Origin of the sequence: Natronobiforma cellulositropha (genome assembly GCF_025629245.1) — an archaeon.
Lineage (GTDB): Archaea > Halobacteriota > Halobacteria > Halobacteriales > Natrialbaceae > Natronobiforma > Natronobiforma cellulositropha.
Genome location: NZ_JANZXN010000027.1, coordinates 19,649 through 35,628 on the forward strand (window position 1 = coordinate 19,649; position 15,980 = coordinate 35,628).

At 60.8% G+C, this 15,980-nt stretch carries 5 protein-coding genes and 1 pseudogene; 4 read left to right on the forward strand and 2 right to left on the reverse strand.

What is annotated here, in order from left to right:
* Nucleotides 1-256 precede the first annotated feature (256 nt).
* Nucleotides 257-7,588 (reverse strand): right-handed parallel beta-helix repeat-containing protein, encoded by a 7,332-nt coding sequence (locus N0B15_RS12180; protein WP_263019983.1) that lies wholly within the window; start codon nucleotides 7,586-7,588, stop codon nucleotides 257-259.
* Nucleotides 7,589-7,720: 132 nt separating this feature from the next.
* Nucleotides 7,721-8,638: pseudogene (locus N0B15_RS18360) on the reverse strand (GLUG motif-containing protein); the annotation flags it as partial.
* Between the two features lie 309 nt (nucleotides 8,639-8,947).
* Between N0B15_RS18360 and N0B15_RS12185 the strand changes: the two are divergent.
* From N0B15_RS12185 to N0B15_RS12200, 4 genes are all read left to right on the forward strand, one after another.
* A complete protein-coding gene (locus tag N0B15_RS12185; protein ID WP_263019984.1) occupies nucleotides 8,948-9,913 on the forward strand; it encodes a transcription initiation factor IIB in 966 nt (321 codons plus the stop codon).
* Nucleotides 9,914-9,978: 65 nt separating this feature from the next.
* Nucleotides 9,979-10,848: a mechanosensitive ion channel family protein gene (locus tag N0B15_RS12190; protein WP_263019985.1), complete on the forward strand. Its 870-nt coding sequence runs from the start codon at nucleotides 9,979-9,981 to the stop codon at nucleotides 10,846-10,848.
* Between the two features lie 201 nt (nucleotides 10,849-11,049).
* The gene (locus tag N0B15_RS12195) at nucleotides 11,050-11,511 is read left to right on the forward strand and encodes a pyridoxamine 5'-phosphate oxidase family protein (RefSeq protein WP_263019986.1); all 462 of its coding nucleotides are present in this window, start codon (nucleotides 11,050-11,052) and stop codon (nucleotides 11,509-11,511) included.
* 267 nt (nucleotides 11,512-11,778) lie between these two features.
* Nucleotides 11,779-15,936, forward strand: coding sequence for a GLUG motif-containing protein (locus N0B15_RS12200; RefSeq protein ID WP_263019987.1), 4,158 nt, complete (start codon nucleotides 11,779-11,781; stop codon nucleotides 15,934-15,936).
* Nucleotides 15,937-15,980 lie beyond the last annotated feature (44 nt).

A 15,980-nucleotide genomic window follows, 5' to 3' on the forward strand; every position in this document is an offset into this window, starting at 1 on the left:
TTCTCGACACCTCCGTGCTCTCCAACTTCGCCCATATCGATCGGGTCGAGTCGATCTGTACCCTGGCGCGACCCGTGACGGTCCCGGCAGTCCGGGACGAACTCGAGCGCCCGATCGACGAGGCGGGGCTTCGATCGCCCGCGGGAGTTCGGCGCCTTTCTCGAGGAGTTGAAACTGACGAAATAGGGGAAGTGGAGTGGCCGCGTTCGATGAACTGGAACGCGGTGATACTATTTTCGATTCAATTCTCGAAAGTCTACGGTCGTCTGAACCGTGTCGCGATGAGCAATAAGAGCGCCAGGGAGGCGAGGGTAACGAGGATTCCAAAGCCGGGTTGCCCGTCGCCATCGTCATCAGCCTCTTGCGGGGTGAACGTTGAGTTGGAGGCGTCAGAGTCAGATGGTTCTGGTGATTCGACGACTACCGTCTCGGTTGTTTCCTCGCCACCGACGCTAATGGTGTACTCGTACTCGCCCTCTTCGTCGGGTGCGGTCAGCGAGAACTCGACGCCGTCGGCGCTTCCAGCGTCTACCTCGAGGGTTTGTGACTGCGCTTCACCTTCGAGGTCGAGCGTGACGTCTGCGTCGCTTACGCCCTCACCGTCGTTGGCGACGGTGACGACCACGCGTTCCTCCTCACCGGGGTCGAGTGTGGCGAACGCTCGATCTACGTCGATGATTGTGAACTCGGATCGTTCGGCTTCGACGCTCACCGTCCCCGCGGTAACGTCGCCGACGCTAATCTCGTACTCGCCTGACTCATCGAACGTTTCGTTCGCCGTCACCGTCGTCGTCGACCCACTATCGAGGGTAACGGTTTCAGTCGCGAATTCGTCGCCAGCAGCGTAGAAGGAGATCGTCTGCTCCCCTTCTCGCCCGCCGTCGTTCTCGAGCGTCGCGTTGACCGTCACCGACTCCCCCTCCTCGAGTTCGATCTCCTCGAGTGTCGCCTCGGTAACGGAGATGTCCGCGGGTGCAGGCGGCGATGGCAATGGTGGTGGATCGTCGACCGTTACCGACTGGGTATCGGCGTCGGTCGGACTCGAGACGGTGAGGGTGTGTGCTCCGGCATCGCTGCGCGCTGTGTCCCAGATCATCTCGACCTCCTCGTCGCTATCGCCACTGTCGAGGCGAAGATCGGTCTCGGCCAGGTTACCGGCGGCCGACTCACTCGTCAGCGTGAGCGGCTGTTCACCGTCTGCGCCCCAGTTAGTGACGCTCACGGTGACCTCGAGGGAGTCACCCCCTTCGACGGGTGCGGTGGTGTCGGTGATGGTCACCTCGTGGAAGGGGTCGGTGTCTTCCCAGGCGAGTGCGGGGTACGAGTCCGTCGCGTGCCAGGTGCCGTCACCGTCGGGGAACGCGAAGCCCTCCATGTTCTCGGTGGCGTTGATGGCGGTCATCTCGGCGGTCGTCAGGCCGTACTCGTCATCGGAGCCGGCGGAGGTAGACTGGGTGGTCGTTTCGACGTCCCAGTAGGAGTCGCTCACATCGCCCCATGCGTTCTGCCCGACGAGGCCGCCCACGTGACTATAGCCGTCTCCGTCGGCCTCCACGACGCCTGTCGAGTACGACTCGCTCACCTCGCCACGGTTCTCCCCGACGAGGCCGCCCACTCTTTCTTCGCCCTCCACGTTGCCCGTCGCGTACGACTCGCTCACCTCGCCATAGGTCCGCCCGACGAGGCCGCCCACTCTGTTGTCGCCGGAGACGTTGCCCGTCGCGTACGACTCGCTCATATCGCCTCCATAGTGGTTCCAGCCGACGAGGCCGCCCACGGCTTCGTCGCCATAGACATCGCCGGTGGTAGACACGTTCGTGATGTCTCCCTCATTGAACCCGACGAGACTCCCAACACCGTCGTCAGGGCCACCACCCTCTCCGGTCACGTCCACGTTCTCCAGCTGGAGGTCCCGAATCTCGGCGTTCTCCTCCGTCGAGGCGAACAAGCCGACGCGGTCTTCGTCCGACCGGTTGATGTAGAGATCCTCGATGGTGTTGTTCGCGCCGTTGAACTCGCCGTCGAAGTCAGCGATCGGGTCGAAGCCATCGCCGTCGTTGGCCGTCTCACTCGCCACGTCGTCGTAGCCGTCAGTCTGCTCGTCGAGGTCAGCCCCGAGTGTGAAGTTCGCATCCAGTTCGTTCCGGACGTTGTCGAGGTGCTCCCAGTTTTCGATGACGAAGGGATCGTCAGCACTGCCGTCGCCGTCAGCAAAGACTTCCTCGACGGTGACGTCGAACGTGGTCTCCACATCGGTATCGACGGCCTCGACGGTGAGGTCATGATACTCGCCCGCAGACACTCCCCACGTCGTCTGGGCATCGAGTAATTCGATCCCGCCCACCGCACCGGAGTCGTCGAACTCGACGTCGTCGACCGAAAGCGCCTGTCCGTCGATGTCGTCACCCGCCAGGTCAACCATGCCGGTGAAGGGATCACCAGCCTCGTCTGTAGCGTTCTCGAGGTCGACCTCGAGTGGTTCGCCCTGGTCGATTGCCACGTCGGCGACATCGAAGTCAACAAAGACGGGTTCGACAGTGAAGTTGAACTCCGCTGCCTGGTCCTGTCCCGCGGTATCGACTTCGACGGTCGTGGTCGCTGCTGAGAGGGCCGCCGTCTCATCTGCATCGAGGAGTTCGACGTCGCTCGCCTCCCCGTCATCGAACGTGACGTTCATCGAGAGTGGCTCGTCGAAGGCGTCAGCCTCGAACGTAACTTCGTTCTCGTCATCATACGGGTCCCCGATCGAATCTTTCGCGTTTTCGAGGTCGACCTCGAGTGGCTCGCCTTGCTCGATGGTCACGTCGTCGACGTCGAGATCGACGAGCGGTGGCTCCTCACCGAAGACACCGATCGTCCCGGACCCCATGACGTTCCCGGTGACGACCTGTTCGTCAGTGTCGACACCGGAGTCATCGATCTCTTCCCACTCCTCGCCGTCGAGTTGCCAAAGCGAGAGCGTCTCGGGATCAATGGTGTCTCCAGTCGTGAGCAGCGTCTCGTTGTAGGCGAGTTCGAGATTCTCGAAGCTCGCGTCGTACGTACCGGTGAATTCATCGAACCTGTCGTTTTCAAATACGAAATCCTCGATCTCGACGTAGTAGCCGGTTGATGCGAGACCGTCGGGGCGCTCGGGGTTCGGTGGCTCCTCGAGGCCGTCCAGTACCAGATTCTCACCCTCGAACGATATCGTCGTCTCGCCAGCACTGGTCGAAATCGACTGATTCTCGACGGACTGCTCAGATAGCCCAATTTGTATGTCGGGCCCTGATTCTGTGCCGGTGTTGTTCCGTGTCTCGACGGCGTGGTCGCTGTAAAGATAGAGTCCAGAAGCGCCAACCTCATTGCTCGAAAAGTCTCTTGTTTCCACTGCGACGTCCTCGATCGAGTTGTTCGCCACCGTCGCCGGGCCCGGAGTAGCCGCATAGAATCCAAGTATAGGATGAGCTAACGCATCTCTCTGATCAATTTGAATCCCGTGCCCATACGAACCCGCGATGGTGTTATTCTCGACGACGGCATTCGACGAGAGTTGGATAAAGATGCCCCGAGTCCGCTCGCCGTCGAGTTCGTTGTCCGTAACGACATTGTTCTCACCCGTCACCACGTAGATGAGATTCGAGTCCCAATCGACGGATACCGTGCCCGACGTCACCGTAATCGTCGACCCAGAAATCGTGTTATCGGAGGAGCCCGCTCCCAGATGGATTCCACCACCGCTGTTGGCGCCCTCGACCTCGACGACGTTGTCGAGATACTCGTTGTGACTTGACTGCACGGCGCTGATTCCGAACCGGTCGTTGCCGGTCATAGTGTTCGCCTCGACGAGGCTGTGTGTGGTCCCCCAGAGTGCGATTCCCGAATCCGCTGGTCCATCGACCTCGTCCTCTCTCGGGTACAATTCTCGGTACTCGCCATCACCGTTGTCGACGAGGTCGTTCCCCGAGACGACTACGTCTGTCGAGTCCTCGAGATAGATTCCGTACCGACCGCTATCCGTGACGGTATTGTTCTCGACGGTCGCCCCGTCGACACCATCGAGGACGATGCCGTCGGTCGCACTGTCGGTGACCGTGACGTTCGTGATGGTGACGATACTGGCTCCACTGACGAGGATACCCGTCTCGCCACCATTGATCGCGTGATCGTTCCCGTCGAGGGTGACGTCGTCAGCGGTTATTTCGATGCACGTCCCGCTAGCGTCGATATCCGCTCCCAGTTCGTACTCGCCCGACTGGTCGATGACCCGACAGTCCTCGAGTATCGGGTGGATTTCGATGGTAACCGCCTGGGTGACCGTCTCGTTCTGGCTCGCAACGGTCACGTCCCCGGAGCCAGCGTCGGTGACTTCGGTTTCCCACTCGAGACTTAATTCGTCTGAGTCGCCGCTCTCGAGTGCGACGTCTTCCGAGTCCACTTCGCCACCCTCGACGTCCAGTAGTTCGATGGGGCCCTCGCCGTCTGCTCCCCAGTTGGTGGCGTCGACCGTCACCGCTAAGACGTCCCCCTCGTCGACGGGCGAGTTCGTCTCGGTAATATTCACCCCGAAGAAGGGGTCGGTGTCCTCCCACGCGAGAATGGGGTAGGAGTCCGTTGCGTGCCAGGTGCCGTCACCGTCGGGGAACGAGAAGCCGTCCATGTACTCGGTGGGGTTCGTTCCGGTCATCTCGTCGGTCCTCAGGCCGTACTCATCGTCGCTCCCGGCGGATTCGTCCTGGCCGGTCGTTTCACTGTCCCAGTACGAATCCGCTACATCGCCGTCGTTGAAGGCGATGAGCCCGAGACACGTCTGAGAGCACTCGACACTTCCGGTGGCGTACGATTCATTCACCTCGCCGTCGTTGTAGCCGACGAGACCTCCGACAGCAGTAGAGCCGTTAACACTGCCAGTGGCGTACGATTCACTCACAGTTTGGTAGTTCTGGCCGACGAGCCCGCCCACAGACTCATCGCCGTCGACGTCGCCGGTGGCGTACGAATGCGTGAGCTCTCCATCGTTTATGCCGACTAGGCCACCGACTCCTTGTCCTCCTGAGACGTCCCCGTGGACGTTCGCATTCTCAACGACGCCGTTAGCGTTAAAGCCGACGATTCCACCGACGCGATCATCGCCCGATACCGAGACGTTCACGACGCTGACGTTTCGAACCTGGCCAGTTCCGTCGGAACCACCCACTGTTCCGAAGAGTCCCGCATCATCAGTTCCCCTGACAGTGAGGTTCTCGATGACGTGTCCATCCCCGTCGAACGTGCCCTCGAACTGGTCAGCATCGTCACCAACTGGCTCGAACCCATCGCCATCGTTTGCGCTCGCTGCAGCCACGTCGTCGTATCCATCGGTCCCCGAGTCGAGGTCGTTCGCGAGCGTGAAGCTCGAGTCGGGGGTGAGCCGAACGTTGTCGAGGTGCTCCCAGTCTTCGATGATGAACGGATCGTCGGCACTGCCGTTACCGTCGGCGAAGGCCTGCTCGCCGAAGACGCCGATTGTCCCCTCCTCCGTGACGTTGCCGGTGACGACTTGTTCGTCGGCATCCACATCGGAGTCCTCGATCTGTTCCCACTCGCCGCCATCGAGTCGCCAGAGCGAGAACGTCTCGGGAATAACGGTCTCGTCGATCTGCAGGTCACTCTCGTTGTAGGCAAGTTCGAGATCCATGTATCCGAACTGGCTGCCACTCTCGTCGACCCTGAAGTAGTAGCCGGTTGATTCGACATCATCGGGGCTCTCGGTGGCCGGTTGCTCATCCATCCCATCGAGACGCAGGTCCGCCCCAGTGAACGTCACCGTCGTATCGCCTGCCGGTGTCGTGACCTGTTGGTTTTCGACGAACTGCTCGACGTGGGTGAGTTCCAGGTCAGTACCCGGGTCAGTACTCAGGTCACTATCTACTTTTGTCCCGGTGTTATTTTGAATCTCGACGGTTTGATCGCCGATGATGGCTATTCCTGCGCGTTCGGGGTTTAAAATTTCCGCGTTGGTGAGCGAGTTGTTCGTCACCGACCAGTCCTCACCAGTACCGGAAACTCGTATTGCGTGGCCATTTTGAGTGTCGCTGTGATGAAACGAACCAGCGATGGAATTATTGTCGACAGTATTCGACTCACCACGAATATCGATGCCAACACGTGCATGCCCGTAGATTTTGTTATCCGTGACAACTGTCTCTGCGCTGTCAACGTAGATGAGATCCTCGCCATGTTCACCCAAATAAACTTGCTCACTACTCGTAATCACCGAATCGGAAATTACGTTCCCTGAAGACTCCTCAATTGTAATCCCTCTCCAACGCTCGCTCCCACCACTGACTGATACGTTAACGACGTTGCCCAGAATATGATTATCAGTACTTGACTCTTCGAGGAACAGTGCAGCCTGGGCGTTGGCTGTGAGATTGTTTGCCTCGATCTGGCTGTCTGCGGTTCCCGAGAGGTAGATACCCGCATCTTCGACGTGATGCGACAGTTCGTCCTCGTCATCCTCACCGTTGTCCACGACCTCGTTCCCCGAAACGACTAGCTCCTCGGAGTCCACGACGTACATCCCGTTTTCGTCGTTTTCCCTGAGCGTGTTGTTCTCGATGGCTGTGTCTGTAGCGTCCGCGAGGTGTATACCACTGGTAGCACTCTTCTCGACGGTATTGTTGGCGATCGTGGTGTCTCGAACGCTCTCGAATACGAGTCCGGACTCGTCGCTCTCCTCGACGGTGGTGTGCTCGACGGTCGCGCCCTCAATGTCAGTCATCTCGATGCCGACGTCCAATCCGCTGAGGGTGACGTTCGTGATGGTGACGTTGGAGTGGCCGTTCACGACGATACCCGTGCCACTGCCCGAGATCGTGTGATCGTTGCCGTCGAGGGAGACGTCATCAGCCTCGATTTCGATGCATTCATCGCTCGTTTCGATGCCGTCGGTCAGTTCGTACGCCCCCGCAGTATCGATGGTCTGGCACTGTGGAATCACATCACCAGCGCCGACGGACACTGCCCGGGTGTCAGTGTCGTTCTCACTCGCAACCGTCACGTCGTCGAGACCACCCTCGTCCTCCTCGGTGCCCCACTCGAGTCTGAGCTCGATGTCCTCGCCGCTCTCGAGGGTCACCTCATCGGTGTCCACCTCGTCGCCGTCGAAGTCCCGCAGTTCGATGGATTGTTCGCCCCCGTCTGAGCCCAAGTTTGTGACGGTGGCGTCCACCTCGAGTGTCTCACCCTCGTCGATTGCCGAGTTCGTGCTGGTAATCTCCACGCCGTAGACGGGGTCGGTGTCCTCGTACGAGAGGACGGGATAGTCGTCTTCGACGGCGTGCCAGCGATCGTCACCGTCCGGGAATCCGAAGCCGTCCATGTTCTTCGGGGCGTTCGCGCCGGTCATCTCGTCCGTGGTGAGTCCGTACTCGTCGTCGGTGACAGGTTCACCCTCATCGCTGTCGAAGGATTTGCTCACCCCGGTCGTTTCGGTGTCCCAGTAGGAGTTCTGGATGTTGAAATGGGATCCGAGACCGGTCGCACCAACCCCGACGAGACCGCCGACATCGTCTCCATCCCCGTCGACTTCCCCGACTGCGTACGTTCGCTCGATGTCACTACTCACAGCGTCACCGATGACACCACCTACCGTGTCGTTCCCGCGGACGGTGGCCGTGGAGTACGAATCAGAGAGGTCGCCGAAATGTCTACCGGCTAACCCACCGACCGAATCTGCATCCTCGTTTCCAATCGTGCCGTTCGCACTCGAGTTCGTGATCGGACTGCCGTCGGCATAGCCAGCGATACCGCCGATATTTTCGTTCTCCCCATCAACCGTTCCGTTCGTAAACGAACTCGAATCGATACTGGAGCTACTATGGTGATAGCCAACGATCCCGCCAACACGAGGGTTCCCCACATCTTGCTTAGAAAAGACTGCTCCCTTGACGGTTGCCCCAGTAATGGTTCCCTCGAAATTATTTCCTATAACACCACCGATCGTCCCTGAACCCGCTACATCGGTGCTCGTGGAAACGTCCGAAACCGTTCCTCGATTCTCACCGATGAGACCGCCTACATCGTCGTTCCCCGTAACTGTCGCAGACTCGAGTGTGAGATTCGAAACCGTTCCCCAGTTCTGACCGCTGAGGCCGCCAACACGATCGTTCCCTGTAACCGTCGCAGACTCGAGTGTAAGGTCCGAAACCGTGCCCTCGGACCCGATGACGCCGAACAGCCCCACGAAGTCAGCTTCATCGCGGTCGATGGTCAGATTGGCAATCGTCCGGCCGTTGCCGTCGAACGTGCCGTTGACTGTCTCGTTCCCTTCTGTCCACGAGTTATCAGCACTGTCACCAATCGGCTCAAAGCCATCTCCCTCGTTCCAGTCTTCAGTCTCGCTCGCGTCGATGTCCTCGACGAGCACGTAGTCGTGATCGAGCCCCTCGTCCTCGATACACTGTAACTGGCTCAGGGTCTCGACCTCGTAATACCCGTCGCTGTCCTGTTCGAAGTCGACCCCACTACAGTCGGGTGGGCCGGCTTCGGCAGCGAAACCCCCCATCGCCACCAGCAACACACCTCCCAGACTCACCACACAGATGAGTACCCACCGAGCCACCTGGCCCGATAAAAATCGATCTGACTGATTCATATCCGGGAAATCGGTTGTCATCCCTTCAGTCTTCTCATATTAACACTCACGACATAACGTTCACTCACTTGCTGCGTAAAACCCAACGTATGAGATTCCACCAAGAGATGATTCGAAGTTAATTCTTGACAGTCACCCAACGCTGAAAGGCGATTTACAGCCTCCCCAAGAACGATCGACCGTCAGCGTCGACCGTATCGACGGCGAGTCAGCAGACGATGGTGCAGGAAGGCGAGCGGATACGGTTCAGGGAACGGCGAAGAACTGGGACAACGAGCAGTGTACGATCGTACCCAGTGTTTAACCCTGTAGAACGTTTTGCTATAGGTAATGGAACGCCTTCCCCGGCAGAAAGAGCGTGATACTGAAACAGCGCACGAAACCACAGAACAAGAGGGTGTTCGAACCTGTCCCGAGTGTGATTCGACGTCGCTCACGAGAAGTGCGGATGGGAGCGAAGTCAGTTGTGAGGACTGTGGACTGATTTTAGAAGAGGAGACGATCGACCGAGGGCCGGAATGGCGGGCGTTCAACGCAGCCGAGCGCGACAGCAAATCACGCGTCGGGGCGCCGACGACCCAGACGATGCACGACAAAGGACTGACGACCTCGATCGACTGGAAGAACAAAGACGCCTACGGGCGCTCTCTCTCCTCGGAGAAGCGCAGCCAGATGAACCGCCTGCGGAAGTGGCAGGAACGGATCCGGACGAAGGATGCTGGTGAACGAAACCTCCAGTTTGCGCTCTCCGAGACAGATCGGATGGCGTCTGCCCTCGGCGTTCCCCGCTCCGTCCGAGAGGTTGCGAGCGTCCTCTACCGACGCGCACTCGATGAGGACCTCATCCGGGGACGCTCGATCGAAGGCGTGGCTACCAGTACGCTGTACGCAGCCTGTCGGCTGGAAGGGATCCCACGCTCTCTCGACGAAATTGCAGCCGTCTCACGAGTCGACCGGATGGAGATCGGACGAACCTACCGCTACATCTCACAGGAACTGACCCTCGGGATGGAACCTGTCGATCCCAAGAAGTACGTCCCTCGCTTCTGTTCCGAACTCGAGCTTCCCGAAGAGGTGCAGTCGAAGGCCAACGAGATCATCGATACGACGGCCGAGAAAGGAATGTTGTCGGGGAAATCGCCAACAGGCTACGCCGCCGCTGCCATCTATGCCGCAGCCCTCCTCTGTAACAAGAAGAAGACCCAGCGTGAAGTCGCTGAAGTCGCGCAGGTCACAGAGGTCACGATTCGAAACCGCTACCAGGAGCAGATCGCCGCGATGGGTATTCACGAGTAACTCGAGCGACGGCGATTCACGCTGGTTTTATAAATATTGCATGAGAATGTACAATAATGTTTGATATGAATCTACTTCAGCAGGGTCTCTCGATAGACCTCCAGGACTTCGTGCCGGCTATCGTCGACGCGGCTGTGACAATTGTCCTGTTCGTCGTCTCATTCATCCTGATCTATCTGCTCGGGAAATATTTCTTGACCCGGACGGTCGAGGCAGGACTCAGACAGCGCAACTTCGACGAGGCGCTCGTGAGCCTCACCGTGAGTATCACTGTCGTGTTCACCGCCATCGTTTCCGTTGCCCTCGCCGCGACGGTGGCCGGATTCGGTGTTATTCTCTCGGCGTTTGCAATCCTGGCGGGGGCGCTCGCGCTCGCGATCGGCTTCGCTGCTCAGGGGCTGATCGCCAACTTCGTTGCCGGTGTGTTCATTATTCAGGACAAACCCTTCACGATCGGTGACTGGATCGAGTGGGACGGCAACAGTGGTGTCGTTCGCGAGGTTCAGTTACGGGTAACGAAGCTGGAAACGTTCGACAACGAACTGGTCACAGTCCCAAATGACGATCTCGCAAACGCCGCGGTGGTAAACCACGTGGCAAACGAGACACGGCGGATGTCGATCGGCTTCGGTATCGGATACGATGATGACATCAAACAGGCGCGTGAGGCCATCATCTCGGAGGGGGCAAACATCGATGGCGTCCTGGACGACCCTGAGCCCTCCGCTCCCGTCACGGAACTGGGGGACTCGGCGGTCGTCCTCTCGGGACGCATCTGGATCGACCCGAACGAGAGCAGCTACGGGGCGGTTCGCGCGGAGTTCATCGAGGCAGTCAAGGAACGCTTCGATGCCGAGGGACTCGACATGCCATACAACAATACGGAACTATCGGGCAGTCTCGAAGTTTCGAACGTCGACACAATCGAGGTGTAGCAGGGGGGCGTCCGGACGAGTGGTTCACCAGCGGCGAGCCGAACCCGACAGTGGTCGAATGCTGCATACTCTCTATTGGCACGCAGTTTCTGACAGTCACTGGAGAGACGAACCACTCGCGTCCGGAAACGCCTTCACATCGTTTGTTTCGAGTTATACCCGGTCAGACACCCTTATGCCTCGCATCCGTTTAGAAGCACTATGGACCACGTCGAATACGCGTACACCTATGGTATGGACGATGCCACGGTCGACGAACGGTTGCGTACGTCCCAGACCGGTGTACTCTCCCTCTCGAAGGACAGCGACACGTACGCGATTCCACTGGCGTACTTCTACGATGGGGAGAACCTCTACTTTCGCCTCGGAAGTACGGGAGAAAGCAAGAAACGGGAGTTTCTGGAGACGACCGAGACGGCGAGCTTCGTCCTGTACGACACCGAGCCGACGACGAGTCCAGACGAACTCGAGTCGTGGAGCATTCTCGTCACCGGGCGGCTCAACGAGGTTCCCAAATCGGCGCACGACCGATTCGATACCGCTACCATCAACCGTGATTTCACACCTGCCCGTGTCTTCGACGAGGCGATCGAAGATATCGAACTTACGATCGTCGAACTCGAGATCGAGACGATGACCGGCCGATCGACCTCGCTCGAGTGATCGGCATTCCCTCGAGCGTTCGAAATCTTCCCTGCCCAGCCCGTCCGGTACGACAACTCCACCGACAGCAAATGGACCGTCCGTTTCGACAGTCGAGGCTCATCCGAGGGAACTGACTCGAGTGACACGGTTTCCCACTACTGGCCACCGTAGTCCGTGTAACCGATCAGATTCTAATAGCAAAGTATATTCTCGAGTGAGTTTTCTAACGAACCTAATGATTTGGTGGGGAGACGGTGGACGACGGTGGGACGGTTGGGAGGGTCGATGAGACGGGTGCTCGGTGTCGGGGTGTTGGTCCTCGTCTTCGGGATGGTGGCTGTGCTCGTCTCTGGAACACCCGTGGCTGCGTCAGCCCCCGACTGTACCGAGGTCGGCTTCGCGCAGAACGGCGACGGTGTCTACGAAGTTGCGAACCTGGATCAGTTACAGTGTATCGGCGACGACGACCACGGACCGGGGCTCGACGCGGACTACCTGCTCGTGAGCGACATCGATGCGAGTGCGACCGAGGGGTGGAACGGCGGCGACGGCTTCGAGCCGATCGGCGAGTTCCCCGACGAGTTTACGGGGACGTTCGACGGCGACGGATTCGTGATTTCGAACCTCGTTATCGACCGCGATGACGAGCACCGCGTCGGCCTATTCGGAAGGACCGATGGCGCGACTATCGAGAACGTTGGACTGGTCGACGTGGATGTCACTGGGTACGTGTACGTGGGCAGCCTCGTTGGATCTCACAACAGCGGGACAATCTCGGCGTCGTACACGACCGGCAACGTCACCGCCGACCAGTACGTGGGCGGCTTCGTTGGAGCTCACGGCAATGGCGGGACAATTTCGGCGTCGTACGCAACTAGTGACGTCACCGCCGACGGGTATGTGGGCGGCTTCGCCGGGACCTTCCATGGGGGAGTCATCGAGGAGTCGTATGCTACCGGTACCGTCGACGGTTCCAGTGGCCGTGTGGGTGGTCTCGTCGGACAATTCTCACTCGGCTCTATCGAGACGTCGTACGCGACCGGCGACGTAAACGGCCCTGACAGGGTGGGTGGTCTCGTCGGGCATCACTTGGGCGGCACTATCGAGACGTCGTACGCGACCGGCGACGTAAACGGCTCTGACAGGGTGGGCGGCCTCGTCGGAGATCATTGGGACGGCACCGTCACTGACTCCTACTGGGATTCGGAAGCCGGACTGGACGAAGCCGAAGACGAGAGCGGTGCTGGCACGCCGCTCTCGACCGCCGAGATGACCGGTGACGATCTCGAGGAGTCCTTCGCAGCGGACTTCGGACTCGACAACGGTGACGACACCTGGGAGACCGTCAGCGAGGACGACGCGGACGCGAGCGCGGACAGCTACCCGATTCTGGGCGCGCTCGAGCGACAGACCCAACTCGAGGCGTTCGGGGTCGACGAGTTCGAGTCGGTGCGAGACTGGTACGACCTCGACGGGGTGCGCGACGATCTCGAGGCCCACTACGTGCTCGTGAACGACCTCGGCGAGAACACGCTGGGCTACGACGCGGTCGTGGCCGACCTGGACGGTGGCTTCGAGCCGATCGGTGAGTGCCAAGATAACCAGGGTGGAGAGTGCCAGGACAGTCCGTTCGAGGGGACGTTCGACGGGAACGGCTACACGATTTCGAATCTGGTCGTCGACAGCGACGAGGATCAGGTCGGCCTGTTCGGCGGCACCGACCGCGCGGAGATCACGAACGTTCACCTCGAATCGGCCGACATTTCTGGTGGCATCTTCGACACGGGTGGGCTCGTCGGGTACGCCGTCTTTACGGACGTCTCGGACGTCTCGGTTCAGGGATCGGTCTCCGGTCACACGGCGGTTGGGGGAGTAGTTGGGTACGGGATGGGGGTCTCGATCACCAACGCCACCCTCGAAATCGGCGTGAGTGGGAGGTCAGTGGTCGGAGGGGCGGTCGGTGAGATTCACTCTGGGACGGTGGCGAAAACGACGGTCTCGGGTGATTCGTCCGCGAGCTTCCACACACACGGTGGGATCGTCGGGAGTAGCGCCGGGACGATAACTGAGTCCGTCAGCCACGTCGACCTCGACGGTGGCACTGACCTGGGTGGAGTCGTCGGCGTCAACGAGGGAACGGTCGAGAACTCCTACGCGACGGGGAGCGTCGATGGATCGAACGATGGCGGCGGTCTCGTCGGATCGAACGACGGCGGCACCGTCTCCGATTCGTACTGGGACACGCAGACGACCGGTCAGTCCGATTCCGACGGTGGCACCGGTTTCACCACCTACGAGATGACCGGCGACCGCGCCACGGACGCCATGGACGGATTCGACTTCGCCGACACGTGGACGGTCGCCGCTGACGATCCCGACGACGGATACACCATCTTCTACCCGGTGTTGCAGGCCAACCAGCAGATGCCTGGCCCGAGTGCGAGCCTGTACGCCGACGGCGACGGTGAGGGAGCGCCCTACCGGATCGAGACCTGGTACCACCTCGAGAACGTGCGCGAGAATCTGGATGCGAACTTCGTGCTCGCGACCGACCTGGACGAGGACACGCCGGGCTACGACGCGGTCGCTGGCGAGAACGCGAACGGCGAGAAGGGCTTCGATCCGATCGGTGCGGGCAACGCCGCATCGACCGAGTTCGCGGGCGTGTTCGACGGCGACGGCCACGTCATCGAGACCCTGACGATCGACCGACCGGGAGAGAGCTTCGTCGGCCTGTTCTCCGGCATCGGCGGTCCCGACCAGGAGGGCGAGGTGCGCGACGTCGGTCTGGTAAACGCGGCTATCGTGGGCGGAGCGGGCACCGGCGGGATCGTCGGCTCGAACTACGGTACCGTCGTACGGTCGTACGTGACCGGCGACGTCCGCGGGGGTCAGCAGGTCGGCGGGCTGGTCGGGACGAACGGGTACGGAGCACTCGTCTCCGACTCGTACGCGCTCGCCGACGTCCGTGGTGACGGGTCTGTCGGCGGGCTGGTTGGAGACAACATCGCCTCGACCGGGTCCGAACCCGACGGGACGATCGAACGGTCGTACGCGACCGGCGAGGTGAACGAGGGCGACACCGCCGGGAGCGTCGGCGGACTCGTCGGCACCAACAACGGCGAGGTGACGGACTCCTACTGGGACACCCAGACCACCGGCCAGCCCGACTCGAGTGGCGGAACCGGTCTCGAGACCGCCCAGATGACCCGCGTGAACGCCACCGAGTACGTGGCTGGATTCGCGTTCACGGACACCTGGCACGCCACCGACGCCTACCCCGCACTCGCCTGGGAAGACACCGGTCCCGTCTACAGCGTGGCCATCACCGAGACGAATTCGCCGATCGAAGCAGGCGAGTCACTCGAGGTCACCGTCACCGTCACCAACTGGGCGGCAGCCGGAGTCGACCGGACCATCGAGCTGCGCGACACCGACTTCGACGACGAGGTTCGGGATACCGAAGCGGTCACACTCGGCAGCGGCGACTCCACCGACGTTACGCTCGTGTGGGAGAGCACCGGCGCTGACGTCGGGACCGGAATCGTGACCGTCTCGAGTGCGAGCGACACCGCCAGCGAGACCGTCGAGGTCGTAGACCCCGAGCAGGAATCGAGCACGAGCGATGGATCCAGCCGGGGAAGCGTCGACGGGGATGTCCGGAGCGTTCGGATTATCGGCAGTGACATCAGCGCCCTGGTTACCCCCAGACGACACGCAGAAACTGGCGCTTCGACGGCCACGCTCTACGTGACCGCAGGGGCGAATTCGACGATCGAACTCCGGTTCGATGGCGGACTGACGACGAACGCCGACCGGGGTGACGGATCCGGGGCCACCCTCGAGCGCATCACGATGGAACCCGTCGACGAGCTCGACGGCTCGATAACGATCTCACAACAGCCGACTCTCGAGGGCCTCTCGAGCAACACGGCCGGTCTCGACGCGACGACGTCGAGCCGCGCGCTCGCGTACCTCTCCGTCGAAACGACCTTTGGCGACGCGCTCGACTCCGCGACGTTCGAAGTGACGGTCCCGACCGATGCCATCGGCGAACACGAGGGCCCAACCGGCGTTACCGTCTACCACTACGACGGGGGGTGGACGGCGCTCGAGACGGATCTCGTCGACACTCGCCCGGACGAGTACGTGTTCGAGGCGACGTCCGACGGGTTCTCCGCGTTCGCGATCGGCCTCGACGAGGGAACCGGCTCGAGCCTCGAGAACGGGAGCGCTGGCGACGACGAGGCCGACAGGGACGACGACAGCGCCTCCGAGACGGCCGGTGACGACGAGCGCGACCAGGCGGCGGACGGGACGCCAGGTATCGGGGCGGCCGGGACAGCTCTCATCCTCCTGGCCACCGCGGCGCTTCTCGCACTCGCTCGCGGGCGATCGGCACCGAACGCGAGCGCCCCCTCGGGCGACGACCGGTCGCCGTAACGGGCACCCTCGAGATCGGATCCGTCGGTACGGCCGCGGCGGTT